This is a genomic window from Bacillus sp. JZ109, from assembly GCF_053903135.1.
Genome location: NZ_CP096388.1, coordinates 3,539,382 through 3,559,374 on the forward strand (window position 1 = coordinate 3,539,382; position 19,993 = coordinate 3,559,374).

A 19,993-nucleotide genomic window follows, 5' to 3' on the forward strand; every position below is an offset into this window, starting at 1 on the left:
GGTTTTCATTTTAGGATTTTGTCATCTTTTCAGCGTGATTGAAAACCCTTGAAGTCTAGGAAGGACGAGCATAGGAGCGGAGCGAATGTTCTAATTCGTGAGCACCGAATCGCAGTCCTGACAACGAATGCGAGGGTTTGCCGACACGCTGGAGCGGCGGTATTAACCGTCCGCTTTTTCATATGAGTACCACTTTAAAATGAAGGCTGCATCCTCTTCACCTACATCCCTCACCGTTAATTCTTCCATATGGCTCGATGATTTCACCGAAGTAGAAATGGTATACAAGCGGCCTTTCTTTTGGAAATAGGATTGGCTGAACTTGCAGACCTGCATTCGTTTTTTCAGTACAATGGCGGTTGTTCTGCCTATAAATCTAGACGTCAGCTGAAGACGGTCCCCGTTGATCGTCCATGCAGCCTCTTTATACGCGAGATAGCCGAAGAGCAATTCTATCGGCAGCAGGATCACTGACAGATAGCCCCATGGCTGAAAGAAGATACATAACGGGATGATCAAAAAGAGTGAAAAAATGACAGAACGGAACAAATAGCGTTTCAACGCGCGCCGCGGCAGGCGGCGGCAGTTTTCTTCCAGCGTATATTCCGGTGTAAATGTTCGGAGCATGTGCGGAAGCTTTTTTTTATGAATCATTGGAAAGAGAATGGTCAAAGCGCCTTCTTCTTTTTCCCGGTCGCCGCCTCCTGCGCTGACGATGGACACCGTTACAAAGCCGAAAAGCTGGCGAATGATATTTTCTTTGATTTTAATGGCTTGTATTTTCCGCAGCGGAATCGTGACTTGATGTTTTTCAATAATTCCCCTAGAAATCACCAGTTCCTGTTCTTTTTTTATGATTTGAAAGTTTGCGTATCTAAACATCATGCCCGCGATGCTGAAAATCCAGGCGATAAATAAACCGATAAAAATGAGTACCGCGTAAATACCAATACTGGCGTGCTGAAGGAAGGAAAATTTATCGAATAACCAATCCATCGGCAGCACTTCATCAAGCTGGGAAATAAGTGCAAATACAGCGGAGATAATGACTCCGATTCCGCCGGAGGTAGAAGCGGCCATGAGCAATTCTTTTGCGTTCATGCGATAGTGCTCTTGCACCTCAACGACCGGAACCAACTCCTCTTCAGCTTCAAGCCATTCTTCATCAAGTTCATTTTCTCGTCTTTGCGCTTTTTTCTTAAAGACAGCTTCTTTGATGCGTTCGGCTTCTTCAACAGAAATAGCAGAAAGAACGGCTTCTGCCTCCTTGCCTCCGCCTGCTGTTTCAATTTGCAGCTTCACAAGCTTAAAGATTTGCTGGACAAGGCCCGCGCTCGTATTCATTGTTTGAATCCGATCAATCGATATGTATCGCTTTTTCGTAACAAATAAGCCTTCTTCAATTCTAAATTCATCATCTTCAATTCGATAGGTAAACCTTCTCCATTTGATAATGCTTGCCGCTACAAGCCAGATGAACAGCACACCGAGCGCAATGGCTCCGTAAAAACGGACAGTATGGTTTGAATTGACAATATACACAAAAAAGAATGGCAGAATGATATTTTTTATCGTTTGAATAATGGTATGGCATAAATTCAAAATGACTGCTGCCGGGTGCAGGCGTTTCGGTTCAGACATCATCGTCAGTCACCCTCGCCAGACGGGAAATGGAGTCTCTCAGCCGATCCGCTTCCTCCATCTCTAAAGCGGGGATCGAATGAACGGTCGCGGCCGTGGAAATTTTCACCGTTGCCAGGTTGTATTTTTTTAATAATGGCCCTTGTGACGTATCGACGTGCTGAACTCTGACCATCGGAACAATCACACGTGTCACCACAAAAATACCTGACTGAATATCTATTTCATGTTCATGGACTTCATATCGCCACACCTTATGACGGACCTTCGGAATGATAAAGACCGTCACAATCGATCCCAGCAGCCAAACTGCGCCGAGCACGCCGCTGATCCAGTACGGCCAATGAAAATAATAGCTTAACACTGCAACTGCAATGACAATAAGTAAGCAAACAGCGGATATGATGATCTCTTGAAGTCGCCAAACCTTTAATCCGTCTGGACTGATTTGGTTTTTTGGCTGCTCTCTCAAAAATACCTACCTCCCTTTTTTTCGTCGTTATTTATACGTCTCTTTTACAGAAAGGTTTCATTCTTAAGCATACAGAGAAAAATGACTTCCGTCAGCTGAAAGTTTGCTGAATAACAAATCGCGAACATAAAAAAGCCCAAAACATCATGTTTTGGGCTCTCGATCGATCAAATTAGTAAGATTTTTTCTGGCGTCTGTCACCTGAAGAACGGCGATCGTTTGAACGCTTTTTGTCATAGGAAGAACGGTTGTTGCTTTTCCCTTTTCCGCCGCGGTAGCCGCCGCCTTGACCGTCTCTGCGTTTAGAAGAGCGCTGGTTCTTGTAGCGTTTGCTGACCATCGGCGCTTCGTCTGTTAAGCGAACCGGTGTGTCGTCTGGCTCTTTTGTAGCCATTTTGATAGCCGCCGCAACCACTGTTACTGCATCATGATCTTCAAGCAGCTCAGCTGCAGCTGTCATGTAGAAGTTCAGGTTGTTTTCACTGATTGTTGTGCGAAGACGTTCAACAGTAACCTGTTGCTGGCCTTCTAACGCTTCATCAAGTGTAGGCTCCTTCATGCGGTCCATTTTGCGTTTTGTTGTTTGTTCAATTGCGCGAAGCATGCTTTTCTCACGCGGTGTAATGAACGTCATCGCCATACCTGTTTTTCCTGCACGGCCCGTTCTTCCGATACGGTGAACGTAGCTTTCAGGATCTTGAGGCACGTCGAAGTTGTATACGTGTGTAACACCTGAGATATCAAGTCCGCGAGCGGCAACATCAGTTGCGACTAGAACTTCGATTGCGCCTTCTTTAAATTTACGAAGCGCAACCATACGTTTCGCCTGCGTTAAGTCACCGTGAATACCTTCAGCTGCATATCCGCGAAGGTTCAGAGCTTCAGCCAGCTCATCGACACGGCGTTTTGTACGTCCGAATACGATCGCAAGCTCAGGAGACTGAATATCAAGAAGGCGAGTCAGTGTATCGAATTTTTTACGTTCTTGCACTTCCAAATAGAACTGCTGAATGTTAGAAACCGTCATTTCTTTCGCTTTTACTTTTACGTGTTCCGGCTCAGTCATAAAGCGCTCTGCAATGCGTTTGATCGGCGCAGGCATTGTGGCAGAGAACAGAAGTGTCTGATGCTCGCTTGGCACGTTTGAAAGGATAGATTCAATATCATCAATGAATCCCATGTTCAGCATTTCATCCGCTTCATCCATTACAACAGTATTTACATTGTTTAAACGAATGGTGCGGCGATTGATGTGGTCAAGAAGACGTCCAGGTGTTCCGACAATAATATTCGGATTCTTCTTTAACGCCCGGATTTGCCGTCCAATATCCTGTCCGCCGTAAATAGGAAGAACCTTCGCACGTTTATCTTGTCCGATTTTATACAATTCTTCAGATACTTGAATGGCTAATTCACGGGTTGGCGCGATTACGATTGCTTGAATATTAGGAGACTCGGGGTTAATTTTTTCAACAAGGGGTATACCAAACGCAGCTGTTTTACCTGTACCTGTTTGCGCTTGTCCAATGACGTCTTTATTTGAAAGTCCGAGCGGTATCGTTTGTGCCTGAATCGGTGTTGCTTCTTCAAATCCCATACGATTAATTGCTTTCATGAGATCAGAACTTAAATTAAAATCTTGAAACGTTATAGTCAAATTATTCAAACTCCTTCTAATTGCTGTTTCAGTAATGTCGTGATTTACCACTTATAAAACTGCCCTTTAGACAAGAAGGACAGGATCCATCCGTATACAAAGCCCGAATTACTTTAAGTTTTATCTTACCATTACACTATTTGTTTTTCAATAAGATGAGAAGCAGATCGGCATCTCGAATATGCCGGCTGCTGCTCCATCCGCTCCCAAGAATCCAGCGGAGAACTTCGGGTCACGATGAAAAGTCCGGACGAATATGTTCGTATCGCGAAATAACCTATATATATTGTATCATAGCCGCAGCCGGCCAGATATACATAATTTTCGGCCGGCATACATTAGTGTTTGCATATCAGGTTATTTTATGATGCAATATGCGTTTTTTCGCAAAATATTTTCTTATGAAAGCGGGCTCTCTATTAAATCTTTAACGATTTCTTCAAGCTTCATACCTCTGGACGCTTTGAATAAAATCAAATCGCCTTTTGATGCGTTTTCCTTCACAGCTTGGAGGAGATCTTTTTTCTCAGTGTAATGGCTGACGCGGTCTTTCTCAAAGTGTTTCAGGGCGCCTTCCGCGATAAAAGCTCCCAGTTTTCCGTACGTAAAGACGCGGTCAATTTTATCAGGGCTGATCACAGCGCCGCACTCTTTATGGAACGTTTCTTCAAGATCGCCGAGCTCAAGCATATCACCGAGCACGAGCATTTTTTTGCCGTAGCCTTCGAGGCTTTCTGTCAATTGAATTGCAGCTTTCATGGAAGTCGGGCTCGCATTATAAGCGTCATTGATTATCGAAAGGCCGCTGTCTGTTTTGATGAGTTCAAGTCTCATACCGGTTACCTTAAGGCCGCTCAGTCCTTTTGCCGCATCCTCAGGCGCGATGCCAAAATAAGCCCCTGCAGCAATTGCAGCCATGGCGTTCATCACATTGTGCTTGCCGAGTATCGGAATAAAAAACGTTTTTTCTATCCCTTTGATTGTAAAATGGGTTCCTTCCTCACTCTGGCTGACATCCTTAAGCTGATAATCATTATGCGTTCCCGTACCATACGTTTTCGTCTGGCAGCTGTATGCATTTTGAAGGAGCGGTTCGTCCCCGATATAAATCAGCACTCCATCTTCTTTAAGCCCGTTAATGATTTCAAGCTTCGCCTCCGCGATGCCCTCTCTAGAGCCGAGGTCTTGCATATGCGATTCGCCGATATTCGTAATCACTGCCGCATCCGGGTTTGCCAAGCGGCTCAAGAGGTCAATTTCTCCTTTGGCGCTCATTCCCATCTCCAATACGGCGATCTCCGTATTTTCAGGCATCGCTAAAACTGTCAGCGGCAAACCGATATGATTATTGAAGTTTCCTCCAGTTTTGTGGACACGGTACTGGGTACCCAATACGGCGTGAATCATATCTTTTGTTGTCGTTTTGCCATTGCTTCCGGTTACTCCGATGACACGCGTGCCAAGCTCCTGCAAATAGGCTTTTGCAAGTTGCTGAAGTGCAGTAAGGGTATCATCCACTAAAATGACGGCGTGATTCTCTGGCGGATTTGGTACTGACCGATCCCAAAGAACAGCCGCTACACCAGCTTCAAAAGCCTGCTCCACAAAAGAGTGGCCGTCAAAACGTTCCCCTTTCAGCGGAATGAAGAGCTGATGTTGTTCCAGTTTTCTTGTATCGGTTGCCACTCCATGAATGACTGTTTGTTCATATTGCGGATTTGTTAGTGTGCCATTAACCATTTCGGCAATGTTTTTTACTGTTCGCTTAATCAAGTAAGGTCCCTCTCTTTCTTTGTATATACGGGAAAAAACACTGCCCTTTTACCGGCAGTGTCCTTCTTCATTAGAATGTATGCTTAATCAATTGTTTTTCAGCGTGGCGTTCTTTTGCAAGCTCCACAAGCTGTTCAATCAGATCAGCATATTCCACTCCGGCTTCTTTCCAGAGCAGCGGGAACATGCTGAAAGGCGTAAAGCCAGGCATTGTGTTGACTTCATTGATCAGAACTTCGCCGTCAGCTGTCAGGAAAAAGTCCGCTCTGACGAGTCCTGAACCATCGATCGCTTTAAACGCCTTGATCGCCATATCACTGATTGTAGCGTATTCCTCATCAGTCACAATTGCCGGAATCATCAGATCAGTATCTCCATCCTCATATTTCGCTTTGTAATCGTAGAAATCTGTCTTCGGTGCGATTTCTCCCACAACAGAGCATTTAGGATCGTCATTTCCAAGAACGCCGATCTCAATCTCGCGGCCGTTAATTCCTTCTTCAACGACGACTTTGCGATCATATTGGAAAGCAAGCTCAAATGCTTTTTGCAGTTCTTCACGGTTTCGGCATTTGCTGATTCCGACACTTGAGCCGAGGTTCGCCGGTTTTACGAAGCAAGGGTAGCCTAATTCCTGTTCAACCTGCTCACAGCTTTCTTTCGGAGAACGACTCCAGTCTTTCTTAAGGAAAGCAGCGTATTTAGCCTGAGCAAGGCCGGCCTGAGCAAATAAATGTTTCATGACAACTTTATCCATGCCAGCTGAGGAAGCAAGCACTCCGTTGCCGACATAAGGAATGTTCAACAGCTCGAGCATTCCCTGGATCGTACCGTCTTCTCCGTTCGGTCCGTGGAGGAGCGGGAATACGACGTCGATGGCTTCATTTTGCTGTGACGCTTCCTGCGGAAACATCTCCTGGTTCAGGGCAGCTGGAGAAAAAGCATTGCCTCCTTGCTCAAATTGAAGCATTTTCACGTTTGAAACAGGCTCAGTTAAACGGGCGCCTCTAACCCATTCGCCTTTTTCTGTTATATAAATCGGATGTATATCAAACTTCTCAGTATTTAGCGCTTTGATTACAGCCAGAGCCGTCTGCAGGGAAACATTATGTTCTGCCGACTTTCCTCCGTACACTAATCCTAGACTTGTTTTCAATGGATACTCCCCCCACTACAATTCATCTTTACTATCTTATCATTTTCACCGGAAAATGATCTAATTATTTTTGGGCATGCTGATGTTGAATGCATTTGTATGTAATTCCTTTTTATTTTATATTAAAATGGCATTGAAAAGGAGATGTGACATATGAAAAAAATCACGACAAACGAACAATTTAATGAACTGATTCAATCTGATAAAGAAATCATTGTAAAGTTTTATGCTGATTGGTGCCCAGACTGCACACGCATGAATATGTTCATCGGCGATATTTTGGAAGAGTACAACCAAAACGATTGGTATGAGCTGAATAAGGACGAGCTTCCTGACCTGGCTGAAAAATACCAAGTAATGGGCATTCCCAGCCTGCTTATTTTCAAAAATGGTGAAAAAACAGCTCACCTTCACAGCGCCAATGCCAAAACGCCTGAAGAAGTGACTGAATTTTTATCTGAACATATAAGCTAATTCGTTAAACACCCTTATTTTATGTCGTCAGGCTCTACATGAACATGAACATGAGTGACATCGTGTTCATGTTTTATTTTGTCTTCTACTTCATCCGCCACTCCATGGCCTTCTTCTACTGTAAGCTTCGGATCAACCGTAATGACCATCTCGATATGAACTGTACTGCCTAAATACCTCGCTTTCACATCCTTTAGGCGATGCACATTTTCGATCCTGCCGACGGTCTGTTTGTAAGGCTCAAGATCTTTTAAATGGAAGCCGTCTGTTAAGGAATGTGAAGCGTCTTTAAAGATATCCCACGCTGTTTTGCAAATGATGATGCCGATGATAAAAGCCGTTACCGGATCAATCCACGGCAGCTTCAGCTGGGACGAAAAAACACCGATAAACGCGCCGGCACTTACAAAAGCGTCTGACCTGCTGTCCTTTGCCGCTGCCATCAGGGCAGAGCTTTTAATGGACGCTGCCAGCCTTTTGTTATATAAATAGATGCCATACATAAACACAGCACTGCCTAACGCCGTCCATGCCGCGATAAGATTTGGCGTTTCCGTTGTGCCGCCCGCAATCGCTTTTCCTCCGCCGATTAACACTTCAATGCCGACTGCCATCATAATAAAAGACGCAACAAGAGACGAAATTGTTTCAGCCCGATAATGGCCGTATGGATGATCGCTGTCTGCCGGTCTTTGAGAAATCCGCAATCCTATCAGCACCGCTACTGACGCAACAATATCTGTTCCATTATTTAACCCGTCTGCTCTCAGCGCTTCAGAATGATATAGAATCCCGATAACTAGCTTTACAACAGCAAGGATGACATATGCAAAAATATTGAGGAGCGCCCCTTTTTCTCCCTTTTTCAGATTTTCTGTCCGCTCCATTGAATACCAGCCTCCATTCTATTACATAGTATGGTTCAAAACATGAAAAATAGCAGGGTGCGTTCAATGAAGCGGAATATTTCGACAGCAAATTATTGCCCGGGAAACTTTTTGTCGATTTGTTGAATGTTTGTAAATTGGCGAAAGAATAGGACTGTTTTCACCTTTACAGGCTAACGCGGACATTGTATACTGAAGTTAATTGATAATGATTATCAATATCGTTTGATTGGAGGTTGGTGACACAATGACACCTCAGTCTGCAGAAATCAGAAAAAAACAGCTCATTCATCTGTTAATACAGAATGGTATATACAAAAAGTCAAAGCGTCATCTGTATGAATTGTCGCTGACGGAGTTAGAAAGTGAATACAACCATGTCAGGAGGGCACCGGAGCATGCCGAAGCGTAAAGTGAAAACTTACCAACAGCTGATCCAGGAAAACAAAGAGGCGATTATGGGCAATCCAAAGCTGATGAACGTTATTTATGACAGGATCGACCGCAAGCATCAAAAAAATCTGCAAGAGCAAAACAATACATAAAAAGAGCCGGCTAGGCTCTTTTTTTATGACTCAAACGCTTCAGCTGCCAGCTTGTGTATCACGGCGTCATCCATCGGCGGGTTGTGAAGACCGGCGCGCACATCACGGTAATAGCGCTGAAGCGGGTTGGTTCGTTCCAGGCTTTTGGCCCCGACAATTCTCATCGCTTTATCAACAACAGACAGCGCAGCGTTTGTGACGATATGTTTCGCCGCACCGAGCTCGCTGGTCAAGTGTGGACGCCGCTCCGGATCGTCATACAATTGAGCGATATGGAAAAGAAAGTGTCTGGCATTGAGCAGTTCAAGCTCCATTTCGCCTGTTCTTTGCTGTACGGCCGGGACATTCTTGATCGGTCCATTCAAGCTGTTTGGAGAATACTCAGATGCAAATTGCACTGCATAGTCACGAGCAGCTTGAGCCACACCAAGATAAATCGCAGGAATGTGAAGCAGCCAGCCATTCGGCTTAGCTCCACGAGGCCCTTGAAGCAGTTCCACCAGCTTATTGTCATCAAGCATTACTTCGTTCAGTACAAGGTCATGGCTCCCAGTCGCCCGCATCGCCATCATATCCCACGTCTCTTCAATCGACAAGCCGGGATCATCTTTATGAATGAGAAACACGCCTGTTGTTTGTTTGTCTTCAATCCATGCGGTTACTAAAAAATAATCCAGAGCTTGTGACATCGTCGTAAAGGTTTTTCTCCCGTTCACTGCCCATTTGCCATCCTTTTTGACGGCGTGTGTACCGGGACGCCCTCCTCTTGTCGGGCTTCCGGTTTTCGCTTCAGTCGCCGCCCTGTTAATGACAGCTCCGTTCTGGACTTCCTTGGCAACAAATGCAAATACGTCTTCATCCCAGCTGTTGCCTTCTCCAAGCTCCCCGATCACGCTCAAATGCCAGCCGATGCTAAGAGCCGTCGGAGCATCTCCCCGTGCAAGCCGTTCTTGAAACAGGAGCATATCGTAAACAGAAATGCCCCCTCCGCCATGAGATGCCGGCAATGTTAATGCTGTATACCCAGCATCACGCAGTTTTTGTATTTTCTCTGCAGGAAAACGTCCCTGTTCGTCATCTTCAGCAGCTGTTTGCTGAAATTCATCCGCAATCCGTCCGATTTTCTCCATCCATTGCCGCTGTTGATCGTTTTGTATAAATAATGACATCCGGCAGCCCCCCAAGTTTTAATTCCGATAAATTTAATATGTATTATAGATTTCCTGCCATTTTTCCGCAACTGTTAATCTTTTTGTCCAGTATAGAAAAACACGCCGTTCCCCAAGGGAACAGCGCGATTACACAGGATTTGCATCCCGGTCTTGTTTCATGCCGAGATAAATCAGCATATATGTCAGGTAACCCATCGTCATCACCAGGCCGCCAAAGAAAAAGCTTGAGAAAATCGGCTCTTCAAAAGCGGTCACTGCGGCCAACACAATCCAGCTGGCATACAGATAGATGATAAAATAGCGGATGCCCGTCTTCATTTTATATATCATGTACAGTCCCACGAGAGAAAACAACCCAAGCGCGAGCCTGAAATAAACAAGATGTTCAAACTGAAACATGAATGACACAAATGAGAATCCAAGCAGCAATACGATCGGTAAAGCGGTAATAAAGTTCCTCAATCGAGACACCTCCGTCAGTACCTTTAGTATAAACCAAAATATCAAATGATATTGATTTACGTGAGCTTTTTCACAAAAATGTCATTCCTTGCCTTTAGACCCGAACATCCCGTTTACAGAAGCACCACCAGCCAACAACGATGAAGAATATGGCATGTATGATGAGAATTCCAATTGAAAACAATGGCGTCATGCCTGAAAACAACGCTGTCTCTCCGCTTCTGTATTGCGTAAAGTCAGTGTTCGCAAAAAGCAAAAAGCTGCCCCACTTGTTTTCAAACAACTTCATGAGCTGAACAAGTGTACTCGCTCCGTATAAAACGACAAAAGAAACAACAACTGCTACCGCGCTGTTGCGGAACAGCGAAGAACAAAGCAGCCCGAATAATCCCATCATTACAGCTTCAAGCCAGTTTGACCCGATCAGCGCCAAGGTGTTGACCAGCAATGTCTTTGATTCCGCAGTCACCGATGTGCCAAAAAACACGAGACCGAATAATAATGCCAGAATGTAGTATGCCAGATACAAATAGAAGCTGACCATCACGACTGTGATTAATTTTGACCAAAAGACCTTTTGGCGTTTAACCGGACGAATGAGCAAAAATTTGATCGTCTTTTTATCAAATTCCATCGAAACAATTGTTGCTGCAATTACGATCGTTAAAGCCTGCAGCAAAATGTTCAGGCTCGGTGTATACGATAAATAGCCGATGAAGTTTTCATCTGTTCCGGCACTGATGACAATCCGTTTAATGATCAAAGCCATGAAGAATTGAAAGACAGCCATCAGGATAAGGGAAACCAAAGTGACCTTCCGATTAAAAAGTTTCATATGTTCATTCCAAATTAATTTAGACAAGCTCTTCTCCCTCCTCTTGATGAGCGGTCGTCGCTTTTATAAATTCGTCTTCCAGTGATTGCGTGTAAGGCGTAATGGAAAATACATTCAGATCTTGTCCGACAAGTGATCGGTTCAGCTCCGGTATGTTTTCTTTTGCCACATCAACTACAATCGTCCCGTCTTGGCTCTCAGCTTGATATTGATTGCCTGTCAGCCAATTGAGCGCTTTTTCTTGCGGCTGCACTTCTATAATCGCTTTTTCTGTGGTTTGATCAGTTCCTTGTAAGCTGACTTCCGCTTTGATCTCACCTTTTTGAATGATGATGACACGGTCGCACAAGTCTTCAACCTCGCGCAATAAATGAGTGGCAAACAGGACAGCTGTTCCTTCCATTTCTGCGAGTTCCTTAATATGATCGCGAAAATCCTTCATCCCCGCAGGATCGAGGCCGTTTGTCGGTTCATCTAGAATGAGAAGCTTCGGCCGGTGAAGAATTGCCTGGGCGATTCCCAGACGCTGGCGCATCCCAAGGGAATAGGTTTTCACCTTATCATGAATCGCTGACGTCAGCCCGACACGTTCCACCACTTCATCAAGCCGTTCATCCGCTATTTTTTTGTGCATATTCGCAAAGTGCTTGAGGTTTTCCCAGCCTGTCAGGTACGGATAGAACTCAGGGTTCTCAACAATCGCTCCAACCGCTTCCATCGCTTTTTCAAACTCTGTATCATGCTGGAATCCGCTGATTGTCACGCTTCCGCTGTTTTGTTTCAGCAGCCCGACGATAATACGGATGAGTGTTGTTTTTCCGGAACCATTTGGACCGAGAAGGCCGATGATTTCACCCTCCATGACGTCCATGCTGATCTGTTTTAAAATCTGTTTAGACCCAATCTTTTTATCGAGGCCTTCAATATGTAAAATCGGCTCAGCCATAAAGCCTTCCTCCTTTTTCGACAAAAAATAAACAGTGCCCAACATTAGGCACTGTTTGTATTATAGCATTTGTTGCTTCCAAATGTTTGGTTAAACCGATGATGAGCGTTTACTCCGACTGTTTGTTCTTTTCAGTTTCTGTAATGATGACAGGCATTGTCACCTGTTGTGTTCACCACTGTGCGAAGCAATGCCAAGCTCCGATTCCGAGTCTTAATTCCATGCCCTGAACAGGCAGGCCGGCAGATCGAGGCACACTCATTATTCGATTTTAAACTTTATCGCTATTCTCTCGGGGTCCTTTAGACCTATCTTCCTTGTTGGTGACATCCAGAATATCAAGGAGAAACACAAAGATCGGAATCCCGATAATTAAACCCCAAATGCCGAAAAAGTGTTCAGAGAAAATGAGTACTGTGAAGGTGAAAAAGATTGGCAGCTCTGTTTTCGCCGACATCAGCTTCGGATTTAAGAAATATGTTTCGATCGCATGAATGGCGAATATGACAAGGACAATGTAGAGCACATACATTCCACCGCCAGTGCTGTAGGCGATAATGCTGAGCGGAATCAGGGAAATGACGACGCCTGCTACAGGGATCAATCCAAGGAAGAACACCATAATCGAAAGCCCAAACAGCTGCGGAAAATGCATAATCCAAAGCGCGATAAACGTCAGAATACAGTTGACGAGCGCAATGATAAATTGAGCCTCGAGCACCTTGCCGAACGTTCTTGCAAATTTGCTTCCGAAAAAAGCAATCTCCTCATAAAAGACCCTCAGTTTGCTCGTTTTAAATTTCGCCATGAATTCAGAAAGCCGTTTTTTCTCAAATAAGAAAAACATGCTAAGAATGAGCGCCATCACGACCTGCAAGCCGAATGTGCTGATATCGGCCAGATACGTATACACTACATTGAAGCCCTCTTTGACATATGAACTGATGTTAATATCTCCGAAGACACTGGTGATCTCATCAAAGAAAGGGATGCTGTCAGGATGATACGCAATATGTTTAATCTGCTTTACCAGCTGCTGGATCTGCGCCGCGACGACCGGATAAAACACAAAGCCCCCGACTGTAAGCAGCACAGCCAGCAACATGTAAAGAAACGTAATGACAACCCGCTGGCTCACGCGGAAGAACTGGCTTACAAACTGCCGCACGACAAGCTCCAAACGATCCATTAGAAATGTGAAAATGAAGGTAAGCAATATTAAGTTGATCATGCTCTTAAATAGATATAACACACCAGTTAACACGACAAAGATGGAGAAACGCCTTACTCCCGGGTGCTGAAAAAATTTAACTAAAGCGGCCATTTATACACTCCTGTTAGGACAAACGTCCTTCATTCAATATAGTATCCATTTGTAAATTATATAACAAAAAAATGCTGAGGTCTCTGTCCTTACCTTAATAATTCTTAAACAATTAAAAAAACGGCCCCATGGATGGGCCGTTCTTTTTTCAGACTGCTGTTTTCATTTTTTTCATGCCTTCAACAGCCTCTACGCTTTTTGCTTCATCAAATTCATTTTCGCTTTTGGCAACAATGATCGTGGCGATTCCGTTTCCGATCAGGTTCACAATGGCTCTTCCTTCACTCATGAAACGGTCGACCCCGAGCAGGAGTGCAAGCCCCTCCAGCGGAATGACCTGCAGCGCTGACAGCGTTGAGGCAAGGACGATAAATCCGCTTCCCGTCACACCTGCCGCTCCCTTCGATGTCAGCATCAGAACGAGGATAATCGTAATTTGCTGGCCGATGCTGAGGTCTACTCCAAACACCTGTGCCAAAAAGACAGTCGCCATTGATAAATAGATGGATGTGCCGTCGAGGTTAAACGAATAGCCCGTCGGAATAACAAGCCCGACAACGGATTTGGAACAGCCGTAGCGCTCCATTTTATCCATCATACGCGGAAGCACCGATTCGGAAGAGCTTGTGCCAAGCACGATCAAAAGCTCATCCTTAATGAAGCGAAGGTAATTCCACAGGCTGAATCCGTAAAGCTTGCAGATGATATTTAAAGCAACAAATACGAACAGGAACATCGTAATATAAACAGACATCATTAAGCTTGCCAGCGGTTTGATGGAATCGAGCCCGAAGTGTCCGATTGTATACGCCATCGCCCCGAATGCCCCGATTGGCGCGGCACGCATAATGTAGCCGATAATTTTGAAAAAAACGTGAGAAACCTTGTCGAAGAAATCAATGACGCTTTTTCCTTTTTCGCCTAATGCCGCAAGACCCACTCCGAAAAGAATAGAAAAGAATAAGACCTGCAAAATGTCCCCTTTTGCGAAGGCATCAACCATGTTGGACGGAACAATGTGTGTAATAAATTCAATCCAGTCGATTCCCTGACCGCCATTTTGCGTGTATTGTGATACATCTCCTTTTTCAAGCTTGCTGTAATCAAGACCCGCACCCGGCTTCATAATATTGACGACAAATAAACCGATAATGAGTGCGAGGGTGGTGACAACCTCGAAATAGATAAACGCTTTTCCCCCTACTTTTCCAACCTTCTTCATATCGCCCATTTTTGCAATCCCGAGAACGATTGTGAAGAAAATGATTGGTGCGATCACCATTTTAACAGCGTTGATAAATGTATCGCCAAGCGGTTTCATTTCTTTGCCGACATTCGGCCAGACCAGCCCGACAATGACCCCGATGATGACCGCGGTTATGACCTGAACTGTTAAATTTTTAAACAGTTTCATATCTTCATCCCCCTGTCCTATTCGCCTTTTGTGTCTTTCTTACTAGAATGATAGCGTTTTCATACAGTCTAGGGAAGTTTATGATCATAACGGACATTTTGGTCTTTTTGGTCTCAGGTTTATCCTTTTAACACGTAGCGGTTGACCGGCCGGCCGACTCCGCCGTATTGAACGTCCAATTTGATGATCCCGGTTTTTTCTAAGTAATCAAGATATCGTCTGGCTGTCACTCTGGCGATGCCGAGCGCCTTGGCAACCTCTTCAGCAGAAAGGGATGCGGTTTGCTGTTTCAAAAAAGCAGTGACTTCATTCATCGTGAAGTGATTCAACCCTTTCGGCAGATCCTGTACGGCCTGCTGCGGAATATTCAGGATCGCATCGAGCTGTTCCTGGGACAGCGTATCATTCGCTTCGATTTTTTGTTTATATTGCTTGTACTTTTCGAGCGCCTGTCTCATTCGCTCAAGCTTAAACGGCTTTAAGATATAGTCAACCGCCCCGTTTTGCAGCATGAGTGAGATCGTTTTCTTGTCTTTTGCAGCGGAGACGACAATGACATCCACTTCAAGCTTTTGCTTTCTGATCTCCTGCAAGGTCTTGATGCCGTCTTTTTTCGGCATGTACACATCGAGAATGACGAGATCCGGCTGTTCTTCTTTAATCAGCTTCATGCCTTCCTCTCCGTTTCCTGCCGTTGCACAGACAGTAACGCCTTTAACAGTTGTAATGAAATCCTTATTGACCTCTTGAACCATCGGATCGTCTTCAATGAGCAGAACCTTCCATTCTTTACGAGCCATGCTGTGCTTCCTCCCCCTTCATTGGAAAAACGATAGAAAAAGATGTCCCCTGCCCCGCATGTGAATCAACTTCTATCGTGCCCGATCCTTTGTCTATGATTTGTTTCACTAAATACAGGCCATAGCCTGTGCCGCCAGTTTTATTGACCGTAAAACCTTTGTCATAAAGGCGAGGCATATGTGTCGGTTCAATTCCGCAGCCGTTATCTTCTATTAAAATAGCAAGGATATCATCTGTTTGTTCGATACTAATGTCAATTCGTTTGTCTTCAGATTGAACGGTTTCAAATGAGCCGAAGGCATTTTCAATCAGATTCCCCAAAAGCACGACAATATCATGCTGATCAACATGCTCGGGAAATTGCTGAAGACTGCTGTTTTCATCTATATGAACAGCAATGCCGAGCTCTCTTCCCCTTCTGATTTTACTTAATAGAAGGCCTGCCGCAGCGTCATTTTGAATCGAGCGGTGCAGAAATTCAGTCACATTTTCCTGCTCAGTTGACGCCTGGAATGCAAGCTGCAAGGCTTTTTCAGATTTCCCCAGCTGGATGAGACCGGCGATCGTGTGCAGCTTATTCATATGCTCATGGTTTTGGACACGGAGCGCCTCCACAAAGTTTCTGACACCAGTCAATTCCTCTGCCATCTTGGCCGCTTCCGTTCTGTCCTGAAAAATCGCAACGGCGCCGATCACTTTTTTCTTCATGACGATCGGAATTCTGCTGCTCATGATCACCTTACCGCTGACACGAATTTCTTCATTATAAACCGCTTTGTTCCGCTCCACGATTTCGGGCAGGCGCGAATCCTTGAGAACCTCCCAAATCACCTTGCCGATTAGATCCCCCTGCACTTCAAAGATCTGTTTCGCTTTTTCATTGAAGATCGTAATGACGAGACGATTGTCAATAGCGATCACCCCTTCATTCATCGAGTGAAACGTCGCTGTCCGTTCTTCATACATTCGGACAATCTCATGGGGTTCAAGCTGAAACATTTGTTTTTTGATATGGCGGGCCAGCAAAAAGGAACCAGCAAGGCCAAAGCCGAGTGTCAGCACAACGATGAAGGCGATATCACGCTTTAAATGAAGCAGGATGTCAGCGATCCCCGGCAGCGTTTTTCCGACAAGCACCACGCCTATTTGGTTCAGGTCTTGATCCTTTACCGGATAAAAAGCGCGAACCGCCGTGCCGATCTCGCCCTTTGCTTCAGAGAAATAAATGTGCTCCGCAAAAGCTGCCTCCTCGTCTGCACCTTCTGATTTCTTGCCAATGCTTGTGCTGACAGGATGCGTATATCGGATGTGATTCATATCCATGACGACAATATAGTCTGCTTCATTAATCATCCTGATTTCTTCAACCGCATGGCGAACCGCTTCTGTTTGTTTTTTTCGCGCCAAGGCTTCTTTCACTTCTGTCATCTCTGACACCGTCCGGGCCGTATTCATCAACCGCTTTTTCAGCTCCCGCTCCTCTGTATGCTGAATGTTGCCGATGAGCACAATGCCGCCGATCAAAAAGGAGAAAATGACGAGTATATAGGATAAGATCGTGATTTTCCAACGGATTGAGAGCTTCTTTTTGTTCATCAGCTTCTCCTTTCAGGTCTTTACGAATGTCATAGCCCCCATTATCCTTAACATAGGGGAGGGCTTTTCATGAAGAGTTTGCTTGCATGTCTCGCACTGATGATCGCTGGAATTGCAACCGCTTTATTTATCGGATTCCATGATCATACCGGCAATAAAAAGATTGTTTATGATGACGACCAGGAAGGCCTGCAGGATCAAATCGTGTTTAAATTCAGCCACGTGGTTGCTGAAAATACGCCAAAAGGGCTGGCCGCCAATAAATTCGCTGATCTGGTGAACGAAAAATCAGGCGGAAAAATAAAAATAGAGGTATTTCCGAATGGAAGCCTGTACTCGGACATTGAAGAAATTGAAGCATTGCAAAACGGCGATGTTCAATTTATCGCCCCCTCCACATCGAAGCTCGGCATGCTCTCGCCTGAATGGGGAGTGCTGGATCTGCCGTATGCATTTACAGATTACAACGCCGTCAAAAAAGGGCTGAACGGAAGCATCGGCACACAGCTGTTTGATTCTCTAAAGAAAAACCAATTGAAAGGATTGGCCTATTGGACGAACGGCTTTAAGCAAATCACAACAAATCAAGGGCCGGTCAAAACACCGGATGACTTAAAAGGGCAGGATCTGCGCATTATGCAAAGCGATGTGATTGAGGATCAGTTCAAGCTGCTTGGCGCAACACCTCATCAGGAATCCTTCAATTCTACCTTTCAGCTGTTAGAAAACAATGTAGTCGATGGCGAAGAAAATACAATTTCAAACATTTATTCTAAAAAATTTTATAATGTTCAGGACTATTTGACAATAAGCAGCCACGGTTATCTCGGCTACGCTGTCATGACTGATGAACACTTCTGGAAGGCGCAAACACCAGAAACAAGACGCATTTTGACTGAAGCGATGAAGGAGACAACGGAGTGGAATGAAACGTATGCCGAACAAATGAACAAGGAGCAGCTGGAAGAAATCAAAAAGAATTCTGCTATACATATTTATGAGCTGTCAGATAAAGAGAAACAAGAATGGATGAAGCGTCTTGACCCTGTTTACCGGCAGTATGAGCCCATCTTTGGCCGGGAGCTGATCCGGGAACTGTTGGAGCTGCGAAAAGATTCATAGTTCCCATCTCGATACGCTGTTTTTCGTTTATCTTTCTATCGATCGGAAATATAAAAAGAGATAAACGAAAAAGGAGATGGGTACATGTTTAAGCACACAAAAATGCTGCAGCATCCTGCTAAACCAGATCGTCCAGATCCATTATTCGCTAAAAAAATGCAAGAAATTTTAGGCGGGCAATTCGGAGAAATTTCAGTTGCCATGCAGTACTTATTTCAAGGCTGGAACACAAGAGGAAATGAAAAATACAAGGACTTGCTGATGGATACGGCAACTGAGGAGCTCGGGCATGTTGAAATGATTGCAACGATGATTGCCAGACTTCTTGAGGATGCCCCTCTTGATCAGCAGGAAAAAGCTGCTGAAGATCCGGTCATCGGCTCCATCCTAGGCGGCATGAACCCTCACCATGCGATTGTATCAGGACTTGGCGCCATGCCGGAAAGCAGTACAGGCGTACCTTGGAGCGGCGGTTATATCGTAGCAAGCGGAAACCTGCTGGCAGACTTCCGCGCCAACCTGAATGCGGAATCTCAGGGCCGTCTGCAGGTCGCACGCCTGTTTGAAATGACGGATGACAAAGGCGTCAAAGATATGCTCAGCTTCCTGCTGGCGCGTGACACGATGCACCAGAACCAATGGCTCGCCGCCATTAAAGAATTAGAAGCACAGGAAGGTCCGGTTGTGCCGGGTACATTCCCGAAAGCGCTCGAAAAACAAGAGTTCTCACATCAGCTTATCAATTTCTCTGAAGGCGAAGTAAGCGCCGAGCAAAACTGGCTGAATGAAAAAGCGCCGGACGGAGAAGCCTTTGAATATGTGAAAGAAGCAAAAACGTTTGGAGAAAAACCGGAGTTAAAACCAGCACCGCCTTTTGTTCATAATACACTTCCGGGACGCGAGTAAAGAGACAAGCCCAAAACATGATGTTTTGGGCTTTGATTATGCCTTCAGAACCGTCCAGTTTGGTTCGTACCGGATATCGGGGTTATGTAACAGATCGTGAACGAACGGTTTATCCTCTTCGTACACCGTCACCTCTATCGAAAGAATTACAGCCTTCTGATCGTTTTCCTCGTATATGCTGTCATGTTCGTTCTCCATAAAATGATCATAGGCTTCTCTGTTTTCCCATACACTGATGATTTCTGCGGTGAGCGGCTCGTCTATCGTTTTTCGCCAGCCGCCGGCCTGTTTGATAAAGCCGCTTATATGCGATAACGCTTCCCACTGTGACTGCGCTTTTGCAAATGCTTCAGCGTTTGCAGCATCTACTTCACATATCATCTTTTTGATTAGCATGGCTGCTCCTCTATGATGACGGTTTCGGCTTGTTTATGCTCCACACAGAGATTTACCGTTCTGACGTAAGAGCGTGTGCGGTGAACCGTGCCTTTAGGGATCAGCAGGCTGTCATTTGCTTTGAGCACCGCGGTTTCTTTGTCCTTAAAATCGATCAGCAGCTCCCCTTCAAGAACAATAAACAATTCGTCTGAGTCAGGGTGATGGTGCCAGTCATATTCTCCCGTAAACACCGCAAGGCGCACGCAGTGGTCGTTGACCTCTGAGATTGAAAAATTGGCGTGCTTTTCTTTGACTTCATTTGCGATGGCGAGCAAGTTTTGCATCTTGGACATTAGCGAAAACCCCTTTTTCACTTATTGTATCTCAATAGCGGCATAAATTGAGAAGATTCCAAAAAAAAGCGATCCAGCT

Annotated in this window: 21 protein-coding genes; 5 read left to right on the forward strand and 16 right to left on the reverse strand. The window is 45.0% G+C overall.

Annotated features, from left to right (window positions below):
• Window positions 1-162: 162 nt before the first annotated feature.
• From M1D94_RS18700 to M1D94_RS18720, 5 genes are all read right to left on the reverse strand, one after another.
• On the reverse strand, window positions 163-1,644 hold the full coding sequence (locus M1D94_RS18700; protein WP_021481704.1) for a PH domain-containing protein: 1,482 nt from the start codon (window positions 1,642-1,644) through the stop codon (window positions 163-165).
• Window positions 1,634-2,113, reverse strand: coding sequence for a PH domain-containing protein (locus M1D94_RS18705; RefSeq protein ID WP_003234318.1), 480 nt, complete (start codon window positions 2,111-2,113; stop codon window positions 1,634-1,636). Before M1D94_RS18705 ends, M1D94_RS18700 begins: the two co-directional genes overlap by 11 nt.
• 172 nt (window positions 2,114-2,285) lie before the next feature.
• Window positions 2,286-3,770, reverse strand: coding sequence for a degradosome RNA helicase CshA (cshA, locus tag M1D94_RS18710; RefSeq protein ID WP_003246685.1), 1,485 nt, complete (start codon window positions 3,768-3,770; stop codon window positions 2,286-2,288).
• A gap of 399 nt (window positions 3,771-4,169) precedes the next feature.
• The gene (locus tag M1D94_RS18715) at window positions 4,170-5,543 is read right to left on the reverse strand and encodes a UDP-N-acetylmuramoyl-tripeptide--D-alanyl-D-alanine ligase (RefSeq protein ID WP_282627551.1); all 1,374 of its coding nucleotides are present in this window, start codon (window positions 5,541-5,543) and stop codon (window positions 4,170-4,172) included.
• A 70-nt stretch (window positions 5,544-5,613) separates the two neighbouring features.
• Window positions 5,614-6,699 carry a D-alanine--D-alanine ligase gene (locus M1D94_RS18720; RefSeq protein WP_282627552.1) on the reverse strand — a complete coding sequence of 362 codons (1,086 nt, stop codon included), beginning with the start codon at window positions 6,697-6,699 and terminating at the stop codon, window positions 5,614-5,616.
• A 153-nt stretch (window positions 6,700-6,852) separates the two neighbouring features.
• Here M1D94_RS18720 and M1D94_RS18725 point away from each other — a divergent pair, with 153 nt between their 5' ends.
• Window positions 6,853-7,173 (forward strand): thioredoxin family protein, encoded by a 321-nt coding sequence (locus M1D94_RS18725; protein ID WP_003234326.1) that lies wholly within the window; start codon window positions 6,853-6,855, stop codon window positions 7,171-7,173.
• Window positions 7,174-7,187: 14 nt separating this feature from the next.
• Here the strand turns inward: M1D94_RS18725 and M1D94_RS18730 are convergent, their stop codons facing one another.
• Window positions 7,188-8,060 (reverse strand): cation diffusion facilitator family transporter, encoded by an 873-nt coding sequence (locus M1D94_RS18730; protein WP_014475869.1) that lies wholly within the window; start codon window positions 8,058-8,060, stop codon window positions 7,188-7,190.
• Between the two features lie 247 nt (window positions 8,061-8,307).
• Between M1D94_RS18730 and M1D94_RS18735 the strand changes: the two genes are divergently transcribed.
• Both M1D94_RS18735 and fbpB read left to right on the forward strand, forming a co-directional pair.
• Window positions 8,308-8,472: a Fur-regulated basic protein FbpA gene (locus M1D94_RS18735; protein ID WP_014478893.1), complete on the forward strand. Its 165-nt coding sequence runs from the start codon at window positions 8,308-8,310 to the stop codon at window positions 8,470-8,472.
• Window positions 8,426-8,605 (forward strand): Fur-regulated basic protein FbpB, encoded by a 180-nt coding sequence (gene fbpB, locus M1D94_RS18740; protein ID WP_080262603.1) that lies wholly within the window; start codon window positions 8,426-8,428, stop codon window positions 8,603-8,605. The genes M1D94_RS18735 and fbpB overlap by 47 nt, the downstream gene beginning before the upstream one ends.
• 23 nt (window positions 8,606-8,628) lie before the next feature.
• Here fbpB and M1D94_RS18745 read toward each other — a convergent pair whose 3' ends face one another.
• From M1D94_RS18745 to dctS, 8 genes are all read right to left on the reverse strand, one after another.
• Window positions 8,629-9,774, reverse strand: coding sequence for an acyl-CoA dehydrogenase family protein (locus M1D94_RS18745; protein ID WP_032726490.1), 1,146 nt, complete (start codon window positions 9,772-9,774; stop codon window positions 8,629-8,631).
• A gap of 129 nt (window positions 9,775-9,903) precedes the next feature.
• Window positions 9,904-10,239: a hypothetical protein gene (locus M1D94_RS18750; protein WP_003225151.1), complete on the reverse strand. Its 336-nt coding sequence runs from the start codon at window positions 10,237-10,239 to the stop codon at window positions 9,904-9,906.
• A 94-nt stretch (window positions 10,240-10,333) separates the two neighbouring features.
• Window positions 10,334-11,101, reverse strand: a complete 768-nt coding sequence (locus tag M1D94_RS18755; protein ID WP_015715273.1) for an ABC transporter permease — start codon at window positions 11,099-11,101, stop codon at window positions 10,334-10,336.
• Window positions 11,094-12,020, reverse strand: coding sequence for an ABC transporter ATP-binding protein (locus tag M1D94_RS18760; RefSeq protein ID WP_021481708.1), 927 nt, complete (start codon window positions 12,018-12,020; stop codon window positions 11,094-11,096). The genes M1D94_RS18755 and M1D94_RS18760 overlap by 8 nt, the downstream gene beginning before the upstream one ends.
• A 271-nt stretch (window positions 12,021-12,291) precedes the next feature.
• Window positions 12,292-13,344 (reverse strand): AI-2E family transporter, encoded by a 1,053-nt coding sequence (locus M1D94_RS18765; protein WP_038827763.1) that lies wholly within the window; start codon window positions 13,342-13,344, stop codon window positions 12,292-12,294.
• Window positions 13,345-13,492: 148 nt separating this feature from the next.
• Window positions 13,493-14,758, reverse strand: coding sequence for a C4-dicarboxylate transporter DctP (gene dctP, locus M1D94_RS18770; protein WP_064671969.1), 1,266 nt, complete (start codon window positions 14,756-14,758; stop codon window positions 13,493-13,495).
• Window positions 14,759-14,877: 119 nt separating this feature from the next.
• Window positions 14,878-15,558, reverse strand: coding sequence for a two-component system response regulator DctR (gene dctR, locus M1D94_RS18775; protein WP_064671968.1), 681 nt, complete (start codon window positions 15,556-15,558; stop codon window positions 14,878-14,880).
• Entirely contained in the window at window positions 15,548-17,155 is a 1,608-nt protein-coding gene (gene dctS, locus M1D94_RS18780) for a two-component system sensor histidine kinase DctS (protein WP_003234348.1), read from the reverse strand. The genes dctR and dctS overlap by 11 nt, the downstream gene beginning before the upstream one ends.
• Window positions 17,156-17,224: 69 nt before the next feature.
• Here dctS and dctB point away from each other — a divergent pair, with 69 nt between their 5' ends.
• Entirely contained in the window at window positions 17,225-18,277 is a 1,053-nt protein-coding gene (gene dctB, locus M1D94_RS18785; RefSeq protein WP_003234350.1) for a C4-dicarboxylate TRAP transporter substrate-binding protein DctB, read from the forward strand.
• An 84-nt stretch (window positions 18,278-18,361) separates the two neighbouring features.
• A complete protein-coding gene (locus M1D94_RS18790; RefSeq protein ID WP_003234352.1) occupies window positions 18,362-19,183 on the forward strand; it encodes a manganese catalase family protein in 822 nt (273 codons plus the stop codon).
• 36 nt (window positions 19,184-19,219) lie between these two features.
• On the opposite strand, the gene M1D94_RS18795 is transcribed toward M1D94_RS18790, so the two are convergent.
• Together M1D94_RS18795 and M1D94_RS18800 are read right to left on the reverse strand one after the other, a co-directional pair.
• Complete coding sequence (locus tag M1D94_RS18795) at window positions 19,220-19,579, reverse strand: YdbC family protein (RefSeq protein WP_003246730.1); 360 nt, start codon at window positions 19,577-19,579, stop codon at window positions 19,220-19,222.
• Window positions 19,573-19,914 carry a cupin domain-containing protein gene (locus tag M1D94_RS18800; protein WP_003246564.1) on the reverse strand — a complete coding sequence of 114 codons (342 nt, stop codon included), beginning with the start codon at window positions 19,912-19,914 and terminating at the stop codon, window positions 19,573-19,575. The genes M1D94_RS18795 and M1D94_RS18800 overlap by 7 nt, the downstream gene beginning before the upstream one ends.
• Window positions 19,915-19,993: the final 79 nt, after the last annotated feature.